Source organism: Halosegnis rubeus, assembly GCF_009184545.1.
In the GTDB taxonomy this organism is placed as follows: Archaea; Halobacteriota; Halobacteria; order Halobacteriales; family Haloarculaceae; genus Halosegnis; species Halosegnis rubeus.
In genome coordinates this window covers 39277-59241 of the sequence record NZ_QJOW01000001.1, presented here as the reverse complement: position 1 = coordinate 59241, position 19965 = coordinate 39277, and the positions used below count along the sequence as shown (strand labels likewise).

25 protein-coding genes are annotated in these 19965 nt (G+C 66.2%); 11 read left to right on the top strand and 14 right to left on the bottom strand.

What is annotated here, in order from left to right; translation table 11 throughout:
* The first annotated feature begins 27 nt into the window (after nucleotides 1–27).
* Nucleotides 28–405 (top strand): DUF6276 family protein, encoded by a 378-nt coding sequence (locus DMP03_RS00325; protein ID WP_152118756.1) that lies wholly within the window; start codon nucleotides 28–30, stop codon nucleotides 403–405.
* A gap of 57 nt (nucleotides 406–462) precedes the next feature.
* Here the strand turns inward: DMP03_RS00325 and lrp are convergent, their stop codons facing one another.
* Nucleotides 463–921, bottom strand: a complete 459-nt coding sequence (gene lrp, locus DMP03_RS00320) for an HTH-type transcriptional regulator Lrp (protein ID WP_152118755.1) — start codon at nucleotides 919–921, stop codon at nucleotides 463–465.
* Nucleotides 922–1047: 126 nt separating this feature from the next.
* On the opposite strand from lrp, the gene glnA reads away from it, so the two are divergent.
* Nucleotides 1048–2409 (top strand): type I glutamate--ammonia ligase, encoded by a 1362-nt coding sequence (gene glnA / locus DMP03_RS00315; protein WP_152118754.1) that lies wholly within the window; start codon nucleotides 1048–1050, stop codon nucleotides 2407–2409.
* Nucleotides 2410–2458: 49 nt separating this feature from the next.
* On the opposite strand, the gene DMP03_RS00310 is transcribed toward glnA, so the two are convergent.
* The 5 genes from DMP03_RS00310 to DMP03_RS00290 are packed head-to-tail and all read right to left on the bottom strand — an operon-like array spanning nucleotide 2459 to nucleotide 7212.
* Nucleotides 2459–3352 carry a phosphatase PAP2 family protein gene (locus tag DMP03_RS00310; protein ID WP_152118753.1) on the bottom strand — a complete coding sequence of 298 codons (894 nt, stop codon included), beginning with the start codon at nucleotides 3350–3352 and terminating at the stop codon, nucleotides 2459–2461.
* Complete coding sequence (locus DMP03_RS00305; RefSeq protein ID WP_152118752.1) at nucleotides 3349–4623, bottom strand: YihY/virulence factor BrkB family protein; 1275 nt, start codon at nucleotides 4621–4623, stop codon at nucleotides 3349–3351. The genes DMP03_RS00310 and DMP03_RS00305 overlap by 4 nt, the downstream gene beginning before the upstream one ends.
* 23 nt (nucleotides 4624–4646) lie before the next feature.
* Entirely contained in the window at nucleotides 4647–5414 is a 768-nt protein-coding gene (locus tag DMP03_RS00300) for a YihY/virulence factor BrkB family protein (RefSeq protein WP_152118751.1), read from the bottom strand.
* A 45-nt stretch (nucleotides 5415–5459) separates the two neighbouring features.
* The gene (locus DMP03_RS00295; RefSeq protein WP_152118750.1) at nucleotides 5460–6572 is read right to left on the bottom strand and encodes a tRNA (guanine(26)-N(2))-dimethyltransferase; all 1113 of its coding nucleotides are present in this window, start codon (nucleotides 6570–6572) and stop codon (nucleotides 5460–5462) included.
* A 34-nt stretch (nucleotides 6573–6606) separates the two neighbouring features.
* Nucleotides 6607–7212 (bottom strand): MBL fold metallo-hydrolase, encoded by a 606-nt coding sequence (locus DMP03_RS00290; RefSeq protein WP_152118749.1) that lies wholly within the window; start codon nucleotides 7210–7212, stop codon nucleotides 6607–6609.
* An 82-nt stretch (nucleotides 7213–7294) separates the two neighbouring features.
* Between DMP03_RS00290 and DMP03_RS00285 the strand changes: the two genes are divergently transcribed.
* Genes DMP03_RS00285 through DMP03_RS00275 form a run of 3 tightly spaced genes read left to right on the top strand, consistent with a single transcriptional unit; the run spans nucleotide 7295 to nucleotide 8633 of the window.
* Nucleotides 7295–7471 carry a DUF5786 family protein gene (locus tag DMP03_RS00285; protein WP_075937261.1) on the top strand — a complete coding sequence of 59 codons (177 nt, stop codon included), beginning with the start codon at nucleotides 7295–7297 and terminating at the stop codon, nucleotides 7469–7471.
* The gene (locus DMP03_RS00280) at nucleotides 7472–8023 is read left to right on the top strand and encodes an endonuclease dU (RefSeq protein WP_152118748.1); all 552 of its coding nucleotides are present in this window, start codon (nucleotides 7472–7474) and stop codon (nucleotides 8021–8023) included. It begins immediately after the preceding gene.
* Nucleotides 8024–8045: 22 nt separating this feature from the next.
* Nucleotides 8046–8633: a uracil-DNA glycosylase gene (locus DMP03_RS00275; protein WP_152118747.1), complete on the top strand. Its 588-nt coding sequence runs from the start codon at nucleotides 8046–8048 to the stop codon at nucleotides 8631–8633.
* A gap of 1 nt (nucleotide 8634) precedes the next feature.
* On the opposite strand, the gene DMP03_RS00270 is transcribed toward DMP03_RS00275, so the two are convergent.
* The 3 genes from DMP03_RS00270 to DMP03_RS00260 form a co-directional block, all read right to left on the bottom strand.
* Entirely contained in the window at nucleotides 8635–9645 is a 1011-nt protein-coding gene (locus DMP03_RS00270) for a PhnE/PtxC family ABC transporter permease (RefSeq protein WP_152118746.1), read from the bottom strand.
* A 2-nt stretch (nucleotides 9646–9647) separates the two neighbouring features.
* Nucleotides 9648–10412, bottom strand: a complete 765-nt coding sequence (locus DMP03_RS00265) for a phosphonate ABC transporter ATP-binding protein (protein WP_152118745.1) — start codon at nucleotides 10410–10412, stop codon at nucleotides 9648–9650.
* Between the two features lie 72 nt (nucleotides 10413–10484).
* Nucleotides 10485–11423, bottom strand: coding sequence for a phosphate/phosphite/phosphonate ABC transporter substrate-binding protein (locus tag DMP03_RS00260; RefSeq protein ID WP_152118744.1), 939 nt, complete (start codon nucleotides 11421–11423; stop codon nucleotides 10485–10487).
* A gap of 134 nt (nucleotides 11424–11557) precedes the next feature.
* Here DMP03_RS00260 and hisH point away from each other — a divergent pair, with 134 nt between their 5' ends.
* Nucleotides 11558–12199: an imidazole glycerol phosphate synthase subunit HisH gene (gene hisH, locus DMP03_RS00255; RefSeq protein WP_152118743.1), complete on the top strand. Its 642-nt coding sequence runs from the start codon at nucleotides 11558–11560 to the stop codon at nucleotides 12197–12199.
* 157 nt (nucleotides 12200–12356) lie between these two features.
* Here the strand turns inward: hisH and DMP03_RS00250 are convergent, their stop codons facing one another.
* Both DMP03_RS00250 and DMP03_RS00245 read right to left on the bottom strand, forming a co-directional pair.
* Nucleotides 12357–12704 (bottom strand): hypothetical protein, encoded by a 348-nt coding sequence (locus DMP03_RS00250; RefSeq protein ID WP_197739269.1) that lies wholly within the window; start codon nucleotides 12702–12704, stop codon nucleotides 12357–12359.
* An 80-nt stretch (nucleotides 12705–12784) separates the two neighbouring features.
* A complete protein-coding gene (locus DMP03_RS00245) occupies nucleotides 12785–12934 on the bottom strand; it encodes a 50S ribosomal protein L40e (RefSeq protein WP_075937270.1) in 150 nt (49 codons plus the stop codon).
* A 53-nt stretch (nucleotides 12935–12987) separates the two neighbouring features.
* Between DMP03_RS00245 and DMP03_RS00240 the strand changes: the two genes are divergently transcribed.
* Entirely contained in the window at nucleotides 12988–14004 is a 1017-nt protein-coding gene (locus tag DMP03_RS00240) for a hypothetical protein (RefSeq protein ID WP_152118741.1), read from the top strand.
* Here DMP03_RS00240 and DMP03_RS00235 read toward each other — a convergent pair.
* The gene (locus tag DMP03_RS00235; protein ID WP_152118740.1) at nucleotides 14001–14498 is read right to left on the bottom strand and encodes a DUF367 family protein; all 498 of its coding nucleotides are present in this window, start codon (nucleotides 14496–14498) and stop codon (nucleotides 14001–14003) included. The two genes, DMP03_RS00240 and DMP03_RS00235, sit on opposite strands and share 4 nt — an antisense overlap.
* An 82-nt stretch (nucleotides 14499–14580) precedes the next feature.
* Here DMP03_RS00235 and DMP03_RS00230 point away from each other — a divergent pair, with 82 nt between their 5' ends.
* Nucleotides 14581–16560, top strand: coding sequence for a DUF460 domain-containing protein (locus tag DMP03_RS00230; RefSeq protein ID WP_152118739.1), 1980 nt, complete (start codon nucleotides 14581–14583; stop codon nucleotides 16558–16560).
* On the opposite strand, the gene DMP03_RS00225 is transcribed toward DMP03_RS00230, so the two are convergent.
* Both DMP03_RS00225 and DMP03_RS00220 read right to left on the bottom strand, forming a co-directional pair.
* Complete coding sequence (locus DMP03_RS00225) at nucleotides 16557–16760, bottom strand: DUF7470 family protein (protein ID WP_152118738.1); 204 nt, start codon at nucleotides 16758–16760, stop codon at nucleotides 16557–16559. The genes DMP03_RS00230 and DMP03_RS00225 overlap by 4 nt on opposite strands.
* 35 nt (nucleotides 16761–16795) lie before the next feature.
* The gene (locus DMP03_RS00220) at nucleotides 16796–17863 is read right to left on the bottom strand and encodes a zinc-dependent alcohol dehydrogenase family protein (protein WP_152118737.1); all 1068 of its coding nucleotides are present in this window, start codon (nucleotides 17861–17863) and stop codon (nucleotides 16796–16798) included.
* A gap of 87 nt (nucleotides 17864–17950) precedes the next feature.
* Between DMP03_RS00220 and eif1A the strand changes: the two genes are divergently transcribed.
* The 3 genes from eif1A to DMP03_RS00205 are packed head-to-tail and all read left to right on the top strand — an operon-like array spanning nucleotide 17951 to nucleotide 19951.
* Entirely contained in the window at nucleotides 17951–18226 is a 276-nt protein-coding gene (eif1A, locus tag DMP03_RS00215) for a translation initiation factor eIF-1A (protein WP_152118736.1), read from the top strand.
* A complete protein-coding gene (gene rio1 / locus DMP03_RS00210; protein ID WP_152118735.1) occupies nucleotides 18223–19074 on the top strand; it encodes a serine/threonine-protein kinase Rio1 in 852 nt (283 codons plus the stop codon). Before eif1A ends, rio1 begins: the two co-directional genes overlap by 4 nt.
* A 34-nt stretch (nucleotides 19075–19108) precedes the next feature.
* The gene (locus DMP03_RS00205) at nucleotides 19109–19951 is read left to right on the top strand and encodes a DUF7351 domain-containing protein (RefSeq protein ID WP_152118734.1); all 843 of its coding nucleotides are present in this window, start codon (nucleotides 19109–19111) and stop codon (nucleotides 19949–19951) included.
* Nucleotides 19952–19965 lie beyond the last annotated feature (14 nt).

Below are 19965 nucleotides of genomic sequence, written 5' to 3'. Positions count from 1 at the left end.
CTTTTCGCTCGCCGCCGTGGCCGCGGTATGGAGTGCAACCACTGTGGCGGCCCGACGACGATGTACGAGGTCCCGCTGAATCTGCGCGAGTACGTGGACAGCGAGTACGTCGCGACCTGTACGCGGTGTCTCGCCAGCCAGCCGGCGGAGTTCGGCGACGAGCCGGACTTCTCGCGCGTCTCTGACGAGTTTCCGGAAGGCACGGCCGGCGCGGCGATGGCACTGGCGCTCGGGATGATGGACTCGCTCGCGCTCAACCGCAGCGACATCGAGGGGCTGCTCGAAGCCGTCGAGAGCGAGGGTGTCGACCCGCTGCTCGTGCTCGACCGGCTGTCGAGTCAGGGGAACGTTCGACTCCACTTCGACGTGAGCCGCCGTCGCCACCAACTCGAACAGCTGTTGTAGAGCGAGCCATCGCTGACGTTGACATGTCCGCGAGAGCGGGAACTGAGTCGGCGGAGCTTACTCCTTGATATCGAGGGTGAACTGCTCGTTTTCGAGCACGGAGTTCAGAACGACGCTGGTGTTCGACTCCTTGATGTCGGGGTCGATGAGCAGTTCCTTGATCTGGGAGTTCATGTGGTCGGTGTCGGTGAACTTCCCGATGGCGATCACGTCGTGGTCGCCCGTCACCTCGTACACCGAAATCATCTGGCTGTGTTCGCGCAGTCGCTCGGTGATGTCGGGGAGCGCAGAGCCTTCGCACTTGAGCTGGATGATAGCGGTCACGTCGTAGCCGAGTTCATCGTAGCCGACGACGGGTGTGTACCCGGAGATGATCCCCGACTCTTCGAGGTCGGAGATGTGGTTGGAGACGGTGGTGACGCTCACGCCGAGTTCCTCCGCGAGCGAGCGGAGGGAGGCGCGGCCGTCTTCGAGAAGTGCGTTCACCAACCGTCGGTCGAGGTTTTCGTACGTCATTACACCTGGTAACGCATCCCCACCATTATAAGTTTACGAATATCCAGTTCCTGAGCGAGCTCGGTATGTTTTGCGAAGATAGATACTGCTTTAATACCGGGGACGTTCAGTACGTCTGTCTCGAACATGACGGAGGACACTGCACCGGACGGCGGCCTTTCGGCGGAAGCACAGCGCGTACTGGACGAAATCGACGAGAAGGACGTCGACTTCCTCAGACTCCAGTTCACGGATATCCTCGGCACAGTCAAGAACGTCGCCGTTCCCGCCGACCAGGCGGAGAAGGCGTTCACCGAGGGAATCTACTTCGACGGCTCCTCTATCGAGGGGTTCGTCCGTATTCAGGAGTCGGACATGCGGCTCAAGCCCGACGCGAGCACGTTCGCTATTTTGCCGTGGCGCGACGGCCACTCCGCGCGGCTCATCTGTGATGTCATCAACACGTCGACGGGCGAGCCGTTCGAGGGTGACCCGCGACACGTACTGAAGGGCGCACTCGACCGCGCAGCGGAGATGGGCTACGAGGTCAACGCCGCTCCCGAACCGGAGTTCTTCCTCTTCGAGGAAGACGAGGACGGGCGCGCAACGACGAAGACGAACGACGCCGGCGGCTACTTCGACCTCGCGCCGAAGGACCTCGCCTCGGACGTGCGTCGTGACATCATCTTCGGGCTCGAGGAGATGGGCTTCGACATCGAGGCCTCCCACCACGAGGTCGCACAGGGCCAACACGAGATCAACTTCGAGTACGACGACGCCCTGACGACGGCCGACAACGTCGGGACCTTCCGGACGGTCGTCCGCGCGATTGCCGCACAACACGACCTCCACGCCACGTTCATGCCGAAGCCGATTCCGCGGATCAACGGCTCGGGCATGCACACCCACATCTCGCTGTTCACCGAGGACGGCGAGAACGCCTTCCACGACGGCGACGACGAGTTCGACCTGAGCGAGACGGCAAAGCAGTTCACCGCCGGCATCCTCGAACACGCCGAGGCGCTGGCGGCCGTGACGAACCCGACCGTCAACAGCTACAAGCGACTCGTCCCCGGCTACGAGGCCCCGGTGTACGTCGCGTGGTCCGACCGCAACCGCTCCGCGCTCATCCGCAAGCCGGCCGCTCGCGTCCCGGCCGCTTCACGTATCGAGGCGCGCTTCCCGGACCCGTCGTGTAACGCGTATCTCGCCTTCGCGGCGCTCATCCACGCCGGACTCGACGGCATCGAGAACGACCTCGACTGCCCGGACCCGGTTCGCGAGAACATCTACGAGTTCGACGAGCAGAAGCGCGAGGAGCACGGCATCACCACGCTGCCGTCGAACCTCGGCGAGGCGCTCGACGCGCTCGAAGACGACGAACTCGTGATGGACGCGCTCGGCGACCACGTCGCCGAGAAGTTCCTCGAGGCCAAGAACGCCGAGTACGACGACTACCGCGTCGACGTCTCCGACTGGGAGCTCGACCGCTACCTCGAAACGTTCTAACGCGTTTCTCCTTCTCCTTCTTTCGCGCGTCGACAGCGACGGCCCACGACTACCCGAGGAGTCGCTCCGTCGCCAGCGGCGACGTGAGAATCAGCGTGATACCACCGGCGGCGGCGACGAACAGCGCGACGACGCTCGCGTCACCGACGAAGGCAGTCCCGCCCGCAAGTACCGCACCGGCGAGCGCGGCGACTGCCGTCACTACCCCCTCAGTGCGCGTCGAGAACGCCGGAAGCCGTCCACCGACGATGGTCCACGTGATGCGACCGGCGAGCGTGGCTCCGGCGATCGCGGCCGTCTCCGGGGTCAGTGTCGCGAACATCCCGACGAGCGCGACGGCGAGTGCAATCGAGAACGCGCGCTTGACTCTCCGGCCGCGAGTGGCGAACCAGACGACGGCTAGATAGCCGCCACCGACGGCGAGACCGGCGAGTACGTCACCGAGATAGTGGACGCCGATGACGACCCGCGAGAGCGCGATTAGCGCGACCAGCGCGGCTGCACCGCCGTATCGGAGCCGACGGCTCCCCCACCGGCTCACGAGCGCGATGGCCCCGTATATCGCCGCGCTCCCGGTGGCGTGTCCGGAGGGGAGACTGTAGCTGTCGCTCGTCGCGAGGGAGCGCCAGACGGGGTCGAGCGAGGGGGGAAGCCACGCGAGGTCGCGGGCGGTCTCGGCACCGGGTGGGCGCGAGTGCGTGACCGCCAGCTTCAGCAGGTAGGTAACGGCGAGCGCACCGAGCGCGACGGCGATGACAAAGGCAACGCGTTCACGGACGCGCTCGCCGCGCAGTCGCGGGTGGACACCCGCGAAGGCGTACGCGAGCGTCAGGACGGACAGATACCACCAGAAGTCACCCAGTTGGGTGAGCAGCGTGAAGACGACGATGACGACATCGGGGGCGTCACGAAGCGCGGCGACGACACCGAAGTTGTGGCTCATTTCCGCCGGTCGGCGACGGTGTCACGCAGCTTGAACGGTAGCTGTGCCGCGGAGAGTCCCCCGCTGACGATGAGCATTAGCGCGTACAGCCCGAGCGTCGACAGCCAGATGACGAGCATCGCGAGGACGGCCCACCCGCCCGAGAGCTGGGTGAACGCGCCCAGCGTCATGACCGTTCCGTACAGCAAGACGAGATACGGACCCCAGCCGCGGGCCTTCCCGGAGCGAACCTTCCGACGGACGTACCGCTTGAGGTCACGCTCCAGGTCGTCGCGTTTGACCGTTCGCTCCTCCACCTCGTCTTCGAACTCGGCGAGTCGTTCACGGAGTTCACGAATCTCCTCGTCGCGGCTGTCTCGTTCACCACGTTCGTCGGCGTCCTCGCTCACATCGAGAGTGGTCGTACCGGTGGCTGATAAGCCCCTCCCTCCTGTCCCGTGGGCGTCGGGGTCGAGGAGGTCACTCTCGTCGTCGATACGCCCGGCGAGGACGGCGTTCACGACGACACCGACGAGGAGGATGATACCGCCGATGTAGAGGAAGGTCACGAGCAGGAGCACGCCGCCGAGGACACCGTATGCCTGGTACGTCGCGGCCTGTTCGGCGTAGATTCGGAAGCCGACCTGTAGACCGGCCCAGCCGACGGCGGCGACGAGCGCCCCCGGAACCGCCTCACGGACCGTCACAACGCCACGGTCGGGAAGCACGTAGTAGAGCGGTAAGAAGACGAACAACAGTCCGAGCACGAGCAGTCCCGTCCCGGCCACGTTAGCCATGTCGACGCCGACGATGGAGCGGTCGACGCGAGCGACGACGAAGCCGACGATGACCGTCGCCGCGACGCCGAGACCGACGCCGACGAGCGCGACGAAACCGTCGCGGAGCTGGTCGAACATCGACTGCTCGTCGACGGTGCCGTAGATCGTGGTGAACGCGACCTTCAGCCCGCGGAATAGCTTCAGCGCCGACCAGACGAGAAGCGCGGTGCCGATGACGGTCGCTCCGCCCCTGCCGGCGGCGTTGACGAGCGCGCTCTCGACGAGCGCGCCGGCCTGCTGGCCGAAGGAGTTCGCGGCCGCGGTGCCGAGGGTCGCGGCCAACTCCGGCCCGCCGACGACGCTGACGGCGACGACGGTGAGCAACAACAGCGGGAGCAGCGAGATGAACGCGTAGTAGGCGAGACTCGCGGCGATGAACGTGATTTGGTCGCTCCGGACCACGGTGACGACCGTCCTCACGGTGTCGAGCGGGCCGGACTGACGGCGGTTCATACCCGGAGGTGGGCGACTCCCTACTAATAATCGCCGGGATGCCACGTCTCGTCCGGGTCGACGTGGCCCCCGAGGACAGCGTTGAGCGTCGCGCCGACGAGTACGACCAGACCGCCGACGTAGAGCCAGCCGAGCGAGAGCACGACGACCCCGAGCGCGCCGTACTGCCACGGTCCGCCGGTGGTGGCGTACCAGCGGACGACGACCGTCGCGAGAGTCCAACTCCCGGCGGACAGCGCCGCGCCCGGAAGTGCGTCACGCACCCGGACGGTCGCCGACGGGAAGACGACGAACGTCGGGACGACGGCACAGACGAGTCCGACGAACAACAGGACGGTCCCGCCGGGAGCGAGCCAACCGTCAGAGACACCGTGGACGAGGTGGGTTCCGAGCACACCGAGGACGGCGAGCGCGAAGGTGTCGGCGAGCGCGACCGTGCTCACGTCCCGGAGCGCAGTCGACCGCTCGCGGCGTTCGCCGTAGATGCTTGCGAACCCCCGTTCGAGCGTCTGGAACAGCCGGGACCCACCGAACGCGAGCGTCGCCGTCGCGAGCAGCGTCGCCTCGAACCGGCCGCGTGCGTCCCGGACGTTCGACTCGATGAGCGAGCCGACGCCGGGGTCGAGCGTCTCCGTGAGGAGAGCGAGCACCCGCGAGCCGGTCGGCTCGCCGACGAGCGCGGCGACCGCGGCGACGAACAACACGCCGAGGGGGACGAGCGCGAGGAACGCGAAGTACGCGAGTGCGCCCGCGAGCGTCGACACGTCGGCGCGGCGACCGGTGGCGTACACGTCGCGGGCGAGTCAGCGCATACCCGACGGTCGCCGCGCAGGCAGTTATAAGACGGCGTCGCGAATCTCGCCGACCGAGGCCGGCGTCTTGAACGTCGTTCCGCCGTAGTGGCTGCGGGAGGCCGGGTGGCCGGCGTCCCGGAGCGCGTCGAGAAAGTCGGCCATCCCGATGGCCGATTCACCCCAGTTGCCGTACAGTTCGTGTTGGTCGTAGTGGGTCGGGTCGTGGCGCTCGGCTTCGAGGCGGTTACAGAGCCGCCGCGCCTTCGTCGCCTCCCCCATCGCGTCGGTGACTCGGTCGCGGACTTCAGCGGCAAACGACTGGTCGTGGGTCGGGCCGAGCCACAGCGGGCCGGCGGTCTGGGTGGCGTGGTCGCAGTGTGGACACTCGTCGGTCGGGTCGGCGATGAGTCCGTACTCGTGGTCGCGCCAGTAGCAGTGGTTACACCAGTCGACGTAGCCCAGCTGGTCGATGCGGTCGTTCGCCTTGCTCGCGCCCGAATCGAGCGCGAGGTACGTCCGGACGTAGTGGCTGGTCGCGTGGGTGAAGACGGGGGTCGCGGCCACGTCGTACCGGGCCGCAGTCCGGACGGATGCCGACAGCAGGGTCCGGGTCCCCATCTCGGGGTGGAACTCCGTGTTGCGCGGGACAGCGCCGTACTTGCGGACGCCGCTCTTGAAGTGGGCACCACACAGCGGGGCGGTGTCCGTAGCCGTGATACACAGCAGTTCGCTCGCGCCGTTGAACGCCGCATCAAGGAACGGGACGACCGTTCCGAACGGATCGAGGTCCACCACGTCGTAGTGGTGTTCGTACAGGTGGGCGTTGACGTTCGTTCGCTCGGTGTCGCCCGCGAGGTCGTTGCGGTCGAGGTTCCGGGCCGCGAGGTCCGTCGCGTCGCCGTCGATGTCGGTACAGGTCACGTCCCAGCCGGCGTTTGCCGCGCGGACGCCACGGACGCCGGAGGCGCACATCGCGTCGAGATACGTGCCGGGACCGTCGCGTTCCGTCTCGGCCCACGTGTCGAGGACGGCGACGGTGAGGTCGCGGTTCAGTTCCTGTGTGGGGTTGAAGAAGACGCCCTCGCCGGTCCCCTCGCTCGCGCCGTCGCGCGTCTCGGACACCTCGATGGTGACGCCGCCTTCTGATACGTTCATACGGCGAGTCGCCGCTCGCGGGCGAAAAGGGGTTTCATTCCGGGTACTTCGGTTCTCGGCGCTGTGCGCGTTCGAGTGCCCGCTCGACGACGTCGGTTACGTCACCGGTGAACGGGTCGCCGTGGCCGGCGTACATCGCGCCGACCTCATGAAGATGGGGGAGCAGGTCCTGCAGCGATTCGATGAGTCGCTCGCGCGACTGGCCGGCCATGTCCGTGCGCCCGAAGCTGCCGTCGTCGAAGGCTCCGTCGTTGTAGACGACGACATCGCCCGAGAAGAGCGTCCCGTCGGAGACGAAAGAGACGTGGTCGTCGGCGTGGCCGGGCGTGTACACCGCGTCGAACTGCTCGTCGCCGATTGGGACGGTGTCGCCGTCGTCGATGGCGTGGGTCCGGTAGTCGTGGTCGGCGTAGGCGTACACGTCGGGGTCGAATCGGTCGACGACGGCGTCTAACTGGGCGACGTGGTCGCCGTGTTGGTGGGTGAGGACGACCGCATCGACGGTGTCGACGTGCGATTCGATGACCTCGACGACGCCGTCCATCGCGCCGGCGTCGACGAGGGTGGTCGTCTCACCGGGGACGAGATACGCGTTGCAGGTGAACACCTCTGCGTCTGCAGTGACCGGAATCGGGTCCATAGCCGGGGTACGTGAGGCGGACGCTTGAGCCTGTGGACGACCCGTGAACTTTTCCGTCCAGATTAGTAATTTACGTACACATATGGGATTTGGGAGCTACGATGAGTCCGAACAGGAGAATCAGGAGTACGACACCGACTTCGAGGACGAAGACGGCATCAACGCCGCGGAACACGACCACGACGGCGAGGTCTCCTTCGATCTGGACTCCAGTGACGAACTGCTCGACCAGTTCCAGGAGATGCAGGACGACGACTGAGTGAAGCAGGCCACCCGCGCGGTCGGTATCGCCGAGTCGGCCGGCGACGGCGAGTCCACCCTCGCCGCGGCGGTCGTCCGCGCCGACCGAACCGTCGACGGACTGGAGTACGGCCGCTGTACCGTCGGCGGACTCGACGCGACCGACACCGCCTGTTCGCTTCTCTCGCGACTCGACCGGCCCGACGCCCAGTACGTACTGCTTGCGGGCATCGCGCCCGCGTGGTTCAATCTCTTCGACCTCGACCGAATCCACGAGCGGGTCGACCGTCCCGTCGTCTCCGTCTCCTTCGAGGCGAGCGCTGGACTCGACGCCGCGCTCGCCCGCGAGTTCGACGGCGACGCACTCGTGACACGGCGTGACATCTACGAGCGCCAGCCCCCGCGGACGAACGTCACGGTCAACGACGACGAGCTGTGGGTGCGAGCCGTCGGCACCGACGATCCCGAACCAATCGTGCGAGGGTTCACGCCCGAGGGTGGCCGACCCGAACCGCTCCGCGTCGCACGCCTTGTGGCCCGCGCCGGGCGGCGGTTCCGGGCGGATTCTTAACTGCGGGTCGCGTGCAGTCGGTATGGACGGACTGGACGTGACGGCGTGTGAACGCTGTCCGGAGCTGTGTGTCTCGCGCTCGCGCATCGTCAACGGCGTCGGTCCGGCGGACGCGGACCTGCTGTTCGTCGGCGAGGGCCCGGGCGCGAACGAGGACGAGCAGGGCGAGCCGTTCGTCGGCCGCTCGGGGACGGTGCTCGACGACGCGCTCCGGGATGCGGGGCTCGCCCGCGGCGACGTGCGCATCACCAACTGCGTGCGCTGTCGCCCGCCCGAGAATCGAGACCCGACGACGGGCGAACTCAATAACTGCCGCGAGTATCTGGAGACGGAAATCGAGCGGCTCGACCCCGAACTCATCGTCACGATGGGGAAGGTGCCTTCCGAACACCTGCTCGAGCGGTCCGTCGGCGTGACCACGGAGGCCGGCGACCTGTTCGACGTGCGAGTGGGCGAGTCGTCGTACCGACTGCTCGTATCGGTACATCCGGCGGCGACGCTGTACGACCGGAGTCAACGAGAGACGTTCGAGACGGCAATCGCCCGCGCGGCCGAGGTGGCGGGCGTTGGCGACAGCGAGTCGGGACAGTCCCGACTCGGCGACTACTGAGCTAGTTCGCGTCGGTGCGGCCGAGCCACTTGTTCCCGTCGAACAGCCCGCGGACGGTCTCGACGAGGCCCTTGCCGGTGTCCTCGCCGGGTCGCAACCGGGCGCGGATGCGCGAGGAGATGAGTTCGACGCTGACGACGATGAGCATCACCATGATGAGACCCGCGGCGGCGGCAGCGTACGCCTGGTCGCTGCCGAACTGGAGTTTCAGCTTGATGTACTGACCCAGCCCGCCGGCCCCGACGACGCCGAGCGAGATGGCGATGCGGGTGTTGATCTCGAGCACGTACAGCGTCCACGCGATGAAGGAGGTGGACACCTGCGAGAGCATGCCGAAGATGACGGTCTGTGCGCGGCCGGCACCCGTCGAGGAGATGGCTTCGATCGGGCCGTCGTCGATCTCCTCGAGTTCGTCCGTGAAGAGGCGACCGAGGTTGCCGATGGTGTCGGTCGCAATCGCGATGATGGCGGACTTCTCGGAGATGCCAAACAGCGCGATGTAGATGAACACCCACACCAGCGCCGGCACCGAGCGGATGGCCGACATCGTGCCACGGAAGATGAAGTTGAACGGGAACGGCGTCACGCGCTCGGAGCCGAGCACGCCAAACAGGAGCGCGAGCGGGAAGCCGAGGACCGTTCCGGTGAAGCCGACGATAATCGTCGTGATGGCGGCCGGGACGAGCAGGCTCCCGCTGAGTTGGGTCTGACCGGCGGCCTCGACGATCGTCCACGGGTTGGTGAGCGTGTACCAGATCGCGCCGAGTCCACCAATCTCCTCTTGACGGGTCGCGAGCGTCAGGTCGATGAAGTCCGGCTGGAGGAACCGGGAGACGCTGTCGAGCCAGATGGGGAACTGCTGGATGAACTGCGCGAGCGTGAACTCGACGTACACCATCCCCAACGCGGTCAAGCCGAGAATGACGAAGAGACCGAAGAAGCCCAGAATACGACGGACGAGTTGTTGACTCTCGATTCGCTCCTTGACGTTTTGAATGTCGCTTGTTGCCATGATTACGTTTCGGCCAGGTGTTCGACGCCGGTCTCGCTCTCCGCGTCGCCGTCGCCGTAGTAGATGCGGTCGACCACGTCCATCGTCAGGTCCTCCTTCCCGCCGTCGAAGACGACCTCCCCGTCGCGGAGTCCGAGGAACCGCTCGCCGAACTCGCGGGCGATGTTGACCTGGTGGAGCGAGACGACAGAGGTCAGGTCCCGGTCGTCCGCGGCCAGCTTCAGATACCGCATGACCTCCTGTGCGGCCTTGGGGTCGAGACTCGCGACCGGTTCGTCAGCGAGCAGGAGCTCGGGGTTCTGTGTGAGCGCGCGGGCGATGCCGACGCGCTGTTGTTGGCCGCCGGACATGGAACCGGCACGCTGGTCGGCCTCGTCGAGCAGCCCGACCGTGTCGAGCGCCTCCAGCGCGAGGTCTTTGTCCTTCTCCTCGTAGTTCGAGATGACGCTGTCGACCGTCTCGGTCCGGTTCAACGCGCCCGTCAGCGAGTTGCGGTAGGCGCTCATCGACTCGACCAAATAATGCATCTGGAACACCATCGCCACGTCCGAGCGCGTGCCGGTCACCTCCGCGCCGCCGATTTCGAGCGTCCCCTCCGTCGGCTGTGTCAGTCCGTTCAAAATTCGAAGCAACGTCGACTTTCCCGCACCGGAGGGGCCCAGTAGGACGACGAACTCACCGTCCTTGAGTTCGAAGGACACGTCGTCCAACGCGACCGTGTCCTCGCCGTAGACCTTGGTGAGCCCTGATGCTGTAACTGTCGCCATTCTTGTCTCTATCGTAACGTGGTAACCTCAGTAGTCAAAATGCTGTGCTTTTTCTCCGCGCGTTTTGACGGCTCAGGACTCGAAGACGTCCTGACCGTAGCCGAGCGAGTCAGCGAGGTCGATAACAGGCTGGTAGTCGTCGACCGTCGCGGCGCGGACGCCGTCGAACCAGATGTCGTCTTCCGTCCCCTCTTCGCCGTCCTCGCCGTAGTACATCGTGTCCGGTGCGCTCGTGAACGCCTCGGTGACCGCGGTCTGCTCCTCGTCGGTAAGCTGTGGACTCACGACGATGGGGGCACGCGGAATGCCCTGTCGGTCGTCGACAAGCTGTAGCCCGTCGGCGAGACCGTCGTCGTTGTCGCCGGAGGCGATGAAGTAGCCGACACCGGCCGCGTCGGCCTGCTCGGTCTGGAGCGCTTCGAGCGCGCTCGCGTGACTCGACCACGTCGGGTTGAAGTCGGCACCCGACGGGCTACCCGGCGAGTCCGGCACAGAGAAGCCGGCCTCCTGCAGCATGAACAGCGGGTAGAGCGACCCGGACGCCGACAGCGGGTCGGCGAAGGCCACGTCACGGCCTTCGAGGTCCTCGAGCGAGGAGATGTCCGTGCCGTCGCGCGTGATGATGATGGAACGGTAGGTCCAGCCGCCGTAGGCGCGGCGCTGGAGGATGATTTCGGCCTGGTCGTTGTTCACGCCGAGGGCGGCCGCGAACGGGCCGGTCTCTGCGATATCTGCGGTCTGGGAGTCCAGCGCGTTCAGCGTCGCGGAGTAGTCAGCCGCGTAGTCGATGGTTACCTCGTCGGCCATGTCGATCGACTCGCTGAGCTGTTCTCGGACCGGCGTGTACTGTGCACGCATCTGCTCTTGCGGTTCGGTCGGCGACATGAGGAACTGGATCGCCCCGTCGTTGAACGGGTCGGAGCCGAACGACCCGATACAGCCACTGAGGCCGGTGAGTCCAACTGTGCCAGCGATGCCCGCGGATTTGAGGAAGGTGCGCCGGTTCGTCATCGGAATTCAGCTAACGGTTGGACACCACTATGTTAAATGTTGCTATTAGTCCCACATAGATACACACAATTGTGTATGATCGTCGCCGACAGGTGGAGGAAAACCGACTTCTCCCCCCGCCACCAACGGGAAGTATGAGCGTCCAAACGACGGCCGACATCGTCCTCGTCGACTACGGGCTGGGGAACCTCCGCTCTGCGACCCGCGGACTCGAACGCGCGGGCGCGAGCGTCACTATCAGCGACGACCCCGGACGGTTCCACGCCGCCGACGGCGTCGTCCTCCCGGGGGTCGGTGCCTTCGCCGAAGGGATGGAAAACGCCGCCTCAATTCGCGACGGACTCGTCGAGTACGCAAAAGAGGGGCGACCGCTCTTTGGCATCTGTCTCGGCATGCAGATGCTGCTCACGTCGAGTGAAGAGGCCGACACGGAAGGGCAGGGCGACGTGCAAGGGCTCGATTTGATTCCGGGCCGAAACCGCCGTTTTGCCGAGGGACAGAAGATTCCGCAAATGGGCTGGAACGAACTGTCGGTCGGGCGCGACCACCCTATCACGGAGGGCATCGACGGGGAGTACGCCTACTTCGTCCACTCCTACTACGCTGACCCCGACGACGAACGGGCCGTCGTCGCTGAGACCGACTACGGCATCGACTTCCCGGCCATCGTCGCCAACGAGGCAGGCAACGTCTTCGGGACGCAGTTCCACCCCGAGAAGTCCGGCGAGACCGGCCTCCGGATTCTCCGCAACTTCGTCGACTACTGCGTCGAGTAACGCAATCCAAAACTGTACATCCGGCTCGTCGGTGATGGTGTCTGCCCGGTGAGCAATCCCGCCTCCGCGAGTTCGTCGACGAGCGCGTCTCGCACCGTCTGCAGGACCTCTATAGCTCGCGGTACACGCGTGGCCGGCGAAAGTCCACGTTCCCGCGTTACAGGAACTCGCGCACGTCGGAGTACCACATGTCGTGGCGGTCGACCTCGTCCACGCGCTGGGCGATGGCGACCGCAAGCGCGTGCCAGCAGCGTTCGGTCGGGTCGTCGGGGTCGAGGTTGTACTGGGCGTCGCGACACTGACAGCCGCCGTCCTCGACGACGTGCTCCTCGGAGTGGCCGACGACGACGGTGAAGTCGTTGTACTCCTTGACGCGCGCCTCGGCGACGGCCTCGATGGCCTTCGCGCCGCGCTCGCCGTGCGTCGAGAGGATGGCATCGACTATTCCGGGAGTGAGTTCCCCCGCCGCGTCAAGCTCCGTCTGCCACTCCTCGACGGCGTTCACGCCCTGCGGTTCTCGGGGATGGCGCAAAAGGGGTTCGGTGGCGTCGCTGTCGGCCGGAAAAACGCGGAGAAGAACGCGGATTATGCGGCGCGGCGTTCCTTCGCCTTCGGGCGGAGCTTCTTGTAGCCACACTTTCGGCAGCGGTCGGCGCGCTGTGCGTTGCGCGCGTTACACCGCATACAGATCATCTTCTCCAGCGTGCGTGCTTCCGCTTCCTCGAAACTGGCCATGTCAGATATATCGGAACCGCGCGGTTAAACCTTTCCGAGTCTCCCATCCGGATATGCGCCGCTACGCGATGGTCGATTCCTTGCCCGTCACCGTTGACTCGCTCACGCTCTCGCGTCGCGAACGCGATGTATCGAGCGGCTTCACCCGCGTCACGACCACGGTCGAACTCTCCGGCGACGGCTGTGTCGGCCGCGGCGAGGACGTGTGTTATGGGGCTGAGGACCACGCCGACTACCCCCGCCCGGACCTCACCGGCGAGTGGGAGTTCGACGGTCTCTCGGACGCCATCTCGGATGCCGACCTCTGGCCGAGCGACCCGTCACAGCACCACGCCCCAGCCTTCCGACAGTGGGCGTTCGAGTCTGCGGCGCTCGATTTGGGGCTGTCGCAGGCCGAGATGACGCTCGCCGAGGCGCTCGACACCGAACCAGAGCCGGTCCGGTTCGTCGTCTCGACGCGACTCGACGGCTTCGGCCGCATCGAATCGCTGCTCGACGCGAACCCTGACGCCGAGTTCAAGCTCGACCCCACGCCCGAGTGGGACGACGCGCTGCTCGGACGGTTGACGGACCTCGACCGCGTGCGCGTGCTCGACCTGAAGGGGCTGTACGAGGGGACTGAAGTCGACACCGAACCCTCCGCCGCCTTCTACGAGCGTATCGTCGAGACGTTCCCCGACGCGATTATTGAGGACCCCGCCGTCACGGGCGAGACGATGGACGTCGTGGAGCGAGAACGCGACCGCGTCGCGTGGGATTACCCGATTACGGGCGTTCCGTCGGTGCAGGCGCTTCCCTTCGAGCCGTCGGTGTTGAACATCAAGCCATCCCGGTTCGGCACCGTCGAGTCGCTGTTCGACACCCTCGATTTGGCCGACCGACTCGACCTGCAACTGTACGGCGGCGGGCAGTTCGAGCTCGGCGTGGGCCGCGACCACATCCAGACGCTGGCCTCGGTCGCCTACCCCGACGGCCCGAACGACGTGGCCCCGAGCGCGTACAACGACCCCGAGGCGAGCAGGTCGCTGCCGCGCAGTCCACTCGACCCGCCGGAAGGGTTCGGGCATTAGTCGTCCGCGAGGTCGAGATACTCCTGTTGGACGGCGACGACCTCACCGGAATCAGCGCAGTTCGCGTACCGACGGAGCGGCTCCTCGTTCAGTTCGAGGAAGGTGTGGCCCCACCGGAACTTGCTCATGATAGCCTCTGCCTGGTTCCGCTCGCCGAGGATGTAACAGCCGGCGGCGAACGCCTCGGCGGTGTTGAGTCGGAACGGGCGGCCGTGACTGACGGGGTTGCCGGCGACGAGAAACGGGAGCGCACGGTGTGGCCCGTCGAGTTGAAACGCCTCGGCGTCGGCCGTCTCCCACGAGCAGTCGAGCGCGACGAGCACGTCCGTCTCGTCGGCGGGCGAGAGCGCCCGCTCAGCGTGCGGGTCGAGCACGACGCCCCGAGGGACGCTCTGCGGGGAGTCGTGAAGCGTCGTCATCTCGAATCGGGCGAGCTTCCGAGCCGTACACTTCTCGGGGTCGTCGTCGCCCTCGTACCGGACGTGTAACTCCACGAGCGTTCTGGGTCGCGCGCCGGCAAAAGTCGCTCGTGTGACCGGCCAAGAGATTTATTCACTCGACAGACCTACCTCGGCTGTGAGCACACGCACCACCGCGCTCGACAGCGTCATCTTCGGGGTGGACATCCAGAGTGGCGACATCCGCGGTGATGCACCCTCCTACGCGGTCGTGGCATTCGACGGCGAGCACGTCGACCGCGACGTGGTGTCGTACCGGAAGCTCCGGCGGCTCATCGACCGCGAACAGCCTGACATCGTCGCGACCGACAACGTGTACGAACTCGCGGAGGACACCGACGCGCTTGTCCGCTTCCTGCGCGACATCCCCGAGGTGACGACGCTGGTGCAGGTGACCGGCGCACAACAGCCGGAGCCGCTCTCGCGGGTAGCAAAGCGCCACGGCGTCCCCTACGGGAAACAGCCGATCAAGGAGGCCGAGGCGGCCGCACGCCTTGCGGCCGCCAACGTCGGACAGGAGGTGACCGCCTTCGCCGACCGCACCGAACTGAAGATCGCACGCGGGCGGTCGACCGGCAAGGGCGGGTGGAGTCAGGACCGCTACACCAGACGCATCCACGGCAACGTCCGCAAGCGGAGCCGCGAGGTCGAGTCCCAACTGACGGAGGCGAATCTCGACTTCGAGCAGGACGTGACCGAGAAGTACGGCGGTTACTCGCAGGCCGTCTTCACCGTCGAGGCGAAGCCGAGCGACATTCCCGTCTCCTCGTCGCGGAGCGGCGACGTGCGCGTCGAAATCGAGCGCGAACGCCGCGACGGCATCGAGTTCGAACCGCTCGTCAAGCGGCGCGACCACGTCATCGTCGGTATCGACCCCGGGACCACGACGGCCGTCGCGCTCGTCGACTTGGACGGGAACCCGCTCGACGTGCACTCGACGCGGACGGCAGACCGCGCGGCCATCACCGAGTGGCTCATCGAGCGCGGGCGGCCGCTGCTCGTCGCCGCGGACGTGGAGCCGATGCCCGAGACCGTCGAGAAGTTCCGCCGCTCGTTCGACGCGGCGGGGTGGAAGCCGGAGCGCGATTTGCCCGTCGACGAGAAGAAACACCGGACTCGGGAGGCGTCGTGGGACAACGACCACGAGCGGGACGCGCTCGCGGCGGCGCTGTTCGCCTTCGACGCCCACGCCGACCAGTTCGAGCGCATCGCGCGCAAGATTCCCCCGCAGTTCGACCGCGGCGAGGTGACCGCGACAGTCCTCCGCGAGGAGGCGTCGGTCGAGGCCGTTGTCGACCGGATGGTCATCGACGAGGAGGACGACGACGACGGCGTCGAACACCGCGCCCGCGAACTCACCGCAGAGGAACGAGAGATTCACGACCTGCGCGACCGCATCGACCGGCTCGAATCCCACGTCGAGAGCCTGAAGGAGACGGTCGAACAGAAGGACGCCGAGCTACGACAGTACGAAGAGGAGCTATCGGCCGCCCGAAGAGAGGAACGACGGGAGGCGCGTGAACGCCGCGAAGTGACGCGGCTCCGCCGCGAGAACGAGCGACTGGAGGAGGAACTCGAAGCCGAGCGCGAACAGACCGAGCAGGTCGAGACGAAGCTCGAACGGCTGAAGCGGCTCTGGAAGCTGGACCACTCCAACTTCGCCAGCGTCGCCGGCGAGGAGACCGACCTCGTACCCGTCAAGCCGATCGAACAGTTCACCGTCGGCGACATCGAGGCCGCAGACGAGTCGTTCGGACTCGCCGAAGACGACGTACTCCTCCTGCGTGACGCCTCCGGGGCGGGGCGGTCGTCGGCCGAGTTGCTGGCCGATATCGACCCGCGTATTGTCCTCAAAAACGGGACGCTCTCCGAGCAGGCGAGGGAGGTGTTACACACCGAGTCGGTCCCCTACGGCCCGGCCGAGGGCGTGACGATTCGCGAAATCGACGAACTCGCCGTCGCCGACGAGTCCGAGGTGGAGACGGTGCTCGACGGGTGGCGCGAGGACGAAGCCGAGCGGCAACAGGAACAGACCGAGTCGATGGTGGAGGAGCTCATCAGCGAACACCGGGCCGACCGACAGACCGAGCAGAGCTAGAGCGCCCCCTTCATCCCCATCTTTTCGAGGGCAGTGTCGACCAGTCCGCCGGCGATGAGACCGAGTCCGACGACGACCGTCGCGACGCCGGCGGCGATGCGTTTGTCACGCGTTGCGACGACGAGTACGCCGGCGAGGAGCGCGAGCGCGCCGTACTCGCCGCACGACCCGAGCCACTCGCGAACTGCGTCGATATCCATACGCCGACTCTCGGCGGCGTCTCGGATAAAGGTAGTTAGAACTCGTTACAGACGGGGATACCGACCGTGTCGTACTCGCCCATCGAGGCGATGGTCTCGGGAACCTCTTCGAGCGAGACGGTCTCGGAGACGATAGCGCCGGGGTCGATGGTGCCGGCGTCCATCATCCGGAAGATGTCCTCGTACTCGTGGGCGGGCATGCCGTAGGAGCCGAGAAACTCGCGCTCGTCGAAGACGACCTCATCGACCGGAAGCGACACCTCGCCTTCCTCCTCGCTGGTAGTAAGCCCAATCTGGAGGTGCTGGCCCAGCGTGGAGAGACTGCGGACGGAGTTGCGACACGTCTGGGCGATACCGAGGGCGTCGACGCTCACGTCGGCACCGCGGTTGCGTGGCGTGAATCCCTTCACCTCGCGGGGAACGTCCTCGACCTCGTCGACTTTGACCGTGTGGGTCGCGCCGAGTTCCACGGCCTTGTCGAGGGCGTCCTGTTTCAGGTCGACGGCGACGACGTTCGCACCGAGCGCATCGGCGACGTGGACGGCCGAAAGTCCGACACCGCCACAGCCGTGGACGGCGACCCAGTCGCCCGCGCCGAGGTCGGCCCGCTGGGTGATACCGTGGAACGCGGTGGCAAAGCGGCAGCCGAGTCCGGCGACCGCGACCGGGTCCACGTCGTCGGGCAGGGTGACGACGTTGGTGTCGGCCGCGTGAACGGCGTACTCCTCGGCGAAAGCGCCCTTCGAGAAGTCGACGAAGCCCATCGGGACGGACTGCTCACAGACGTTCTGGTGGCCCTGCTGGCACATCGGACAGGAGCCGTCAGCGAGGTTGAACGGGTTCGTCACGCGGTCGCCCACCTCGATGGACTCGACGTTCGGGCCGACCTCCTGGACGATGCCGACCGGTTCGTGCCCGAAGATGAGTCCGGGTTTGGATTCGACGCCGACCCACGACCAGTCGCCCTGCCAGGCGTGCCAGTCGGAGCGGCAGACCCCACAGGCTTCCGTCTCGACCACGACGCCGTCAGGTGGACACTCGGGCGTCGGTACTTCCTCGATAGACATCTCTTCGCCGGGTTCATCGAAGACAACTGCGCGCATACACGGACGGGGAGGCCCATCATGATAAATTCGCACGTTCGGGCGAGCAGTTCGAACCGTTTTACGTCTCGGTGTCCACGTTCGGGTATGGACAACGAGGAGTTGCGCCTCCCCGGCGACGACGAAGTGTTCGCCCGCGTCGAACAGATGCAAGGGGCGAACCGCGTCGCGGTGCAGTGTGCAGACGGGAAACACCGGACCGCACGCATCCCCGGTCGGATGCAAAAACGCGTCTGGATTCGCGACGACGATATCGTGCTCGTCGAGCCGTGGGACTGGCAAGACGAGAAGGCCGACGTGACGTGGCGCTACGACAACCGTGCGGCCGAGCGACTGCGAGAGGAGGGCCACGTCTCGCTGTGAGCGACTACGACCTCATCGACGCGGACGACGTCGACACGCCCGGCGACGAGTGGGAGGAACTCGACGTGTCCGACGACGAGAGCGACCGAATCGCCCGCGTGCAGGACCGCGAGTTCCAGGAGTTTCGGAAGCGCATCAAGGACGCAGACCAGTTCAAGGTCGAAGCCTCCGTGTTCGACGACGCGACGCTCGGGGCACTCTACAAGCTCGTCCAAGACGGTCACATCCGAGCTTTCGGCGGCCCGCTCTCGACCGGAAAAGAGGCGAACGTGTATCTCGCCGCCAGCGACGGCGACGACGTGGCCGTCAAAATCTACCGTATCAACGCCTCCGACTTCCGCGCGATGCGGGATTATCTCGACGGCGACCCGCGGTTTGAAGGTATCGGCTCGGACAAAAAGAAGGTCGTCGTCGCGTGGACGCGCAAGGAGTTCGCGAACCTCCGGCGCGCGCAGGCGGCGGGCGTGCGCGTTCCGAACCCGATCGCCGTCCAGCGTAACGTCCTCGTGATGGAGTTTCTCGGGAGCGACGGCGAGCGGGCCAAGCGACTCAACGAGGTGTCGGTCGAGAACCCCGAGACGGCCTTCGAGGTCGTCCGCGAGTACATGCGCCGGCTCTACCGGGCGGGACTCATCCACGGTGACCTCTCGGAGTACAACATCGTCGTCCACGACGACGAAATATACGTGCTCGATTTGGGACAGGCGGTCACCGTCCACCATCCGAACAGCCGGGAGTTTCTGGAACGCGACTGTGAGAACATTGCCGCCTTCTTCACCAGGCAGGGCCACGACGCGACGGGCGAGGATCTGCTATCGTACGTGGTAGAACCGGAGCCAGAACCATAGCCGAGGTTTTTGTACGCAGGTGCGAATGGGAGGTATGAGCGACCCCGCCATCGAACACGAGCCACCCGAGGAGGTGTTCGGCCTGCTCGGCAACCGGCTCCGGGTGGATATTCTGCGTGCGCTCGCCGACGGCGACCCGCCGGTGGTGTTCTCGACGCTTCGCGACAAGGTGGAGGAACGCGACTCCGGCCGCTTCAACTACCACCTCCGGAAGCTGGTCGGCACCTTCGTCCGAGAGACGGACGCCGGCTACGAACTCACGCTCGCCGGTCGCCGGGTCGTCGGTGCGCTCGTGGCCGGCACCTACACCGCCGACGCAACGCTCGCCGCGACCGACATCAACGACCCCTGCCCGGAGTGTGAGACCGCACCGATTACGGCCAGCTACGCCGACGACGTGGCCCGGCTCGCCTGTCCCCACTGCGAGGAGTGGCAGATTGCGTTCACCTTCCCGCCGGGGACCCTCGCTCAGTACGCAACCGACGAGCTCCCGAGCGCGCTCGACCGGTGGCTCCGAACGCTGTTCGAACAGCTGACCGCCGGCTTCTGTGACAACTGCGCCGGCCGTCTCGACAGCGAGTTCGTCGTCGAGGACACCCCGCAGCTGGTGTGGCGGTGTGACCGGTGTGGCAGCCAGTCGCGCACCGCGGCGGCGACGCCGTTCGTCTTCCACCCCGCCGTACAGGGGTTCCTGTACGACAACGGGGTCGACCCGACGACCACCTCGTCGTGGCGGCTCCTCGCGGCCGGGGACATCGACTACGACATCAGAGACGAGTGCGTGAGCGTCACCTACCGCGCCGGTGGGGCGTCGATACACGGGTACGTCAGGGCCGACGGCTCCGTCCGCGGTATCGAGCGGTCGGACCGCAAGTAGTACCCGTCGGGGTG

Excerpts from the sequence above, each read along its gene's own strand:
- DMP03_RS00285 (WP_075937261.1), top strand. The coding sequence starts at position 7,295 with ATGGGATTTGGGAGCTACGATGAGTCCGAACAGGAGAATCAGGAGTAC.
- DMP03_RS00240 (WP_152118741.1), top strand. The coding sequence starts at position 12,988 with ATGCGCCGCTACGCGATGGTCGATTCCTTGCCCGTCACCGTTGACTCG.
- DMP03_RS00275 (WP_152118747.1), top strand. The coding sequence starts at position 8,046 with ATGGACGGACTGGACGTGACGGCGTGTGAACGCTGTCCGGAGCTGTGT.
- DMP03_RS00205 (WP_152118734.1), top strand. The coding sequence starts at position 19,109 with ATGAGCGACCCCGCCATCGAACACGAGCCACCCGAGGAGGTGTTCGGC.
- DMP03_RS00310 (WP_152118753.1), bottom strand. The coding sequence starts at position 3,352 with ATGAGCCACAACTTCGGTGTCGTCGCCGCGCTTCGTGACGCCCCCGAT.
- eif1A (WP_152118736.1), top strand. The coding sequence starts at position 17,951 with ATGGACAACGAGGAGTTGCGCCTCCCCGGCGACGACGAAGTGTTCGCC.
- hisH (WP_152118743.1), top strand. The coding sequence starts at position 11,558 with ATGAGCGTCCAAACGACGGCCGACATCGTCCTCGTCGACTACGGGCTG.
- DMP03_RS00325 (WP_152118756.1), top strand. The coding sequence starts at position 28 with ATGGAGTGCAACCACTGTGGCGGCCCGACGACGATGTACGAGGTCCCG.
- DMP03_RS00295 (WP_152118750.1), bottom strand. The coding sequence starts at position 6,572 with ATGAACGTATCAGAAGGCGGCGTCACCATCGAGGTGTCCGAGACGCGC.
- glnA (WP_152118754.1), top strand. The coding sequence starts at position 1,048 with ATGACGGAGGACACTGCACCGGACGGCGGCCTTTCGGCGGAAGCACAG.
- DMP03_RS00225 (WP_152118738.1), bottom strand. The coding sequence starts at position 16,760 with ATGGATATCGACGCAGTTCGCGAGTGGCTCGGGTCGTGCGGCGAGTAC.
- DMP03_RS00290 (WP_152118749.1), bottom strand. The coding sequence starts at position 7,212 with ATGGACCCGATTCCGGTCACTGCAGACGCAGAGGTGTTCACCTGCAAC.
- DMP03_RS00220 (WP_152118737.1), bottom strand. The coding sequence starts at position 17,863 with ATGCGCGCAGTTGTCTTCGATGAACCCGGCGAAGAGATGTCTATCGAG.
- DMP03_RS00270 (WP_152118746.1), bottom strand. The coding sequence starts at position 9,645 with ATGGCAACAAGCGACATTCAAAACGTCAAGGAGCGAATCGAGAGTCAA.
- DMP03_RS00245 (WP_075937270.1), bottom strand. The coding sequence starts at position 12,934 with ATGGCCAGTTTCGAGGAAGCGGAAGCACGCACGCTGGAGAAGATGATC.
- lrp (WP_152118755.1), bottom strand. The coding sequence starts at position 921 with ATGACGTACGAAAACCTCGACCGACGGTTGGTGAACGCACTTCTCGAA.
- DMP03_RS00260 (WP_152118744.1), bottom strand. The coding sequence starts at position 11,423 with ATGACGAACCGGCGCACCTTCCTCAAATCCGCGGGCATCGCTGGCACA.
- DMP03_RS00305 (WP_152118752.1), bottom strand. The coding sequence starts at position 4,623 with ATGAACCGCCGTCAGTCCGGCCCGCTCGACACCGTGAGGACGGTCGTC.
- DMP03_RS00265 (WP_152118745.1), bottom strand. The coding sequence starts at position 10,412 with ATGGCGACAGTTACAGCATCAGGGCTCACCAAGGTCTACGGCGAGGAC.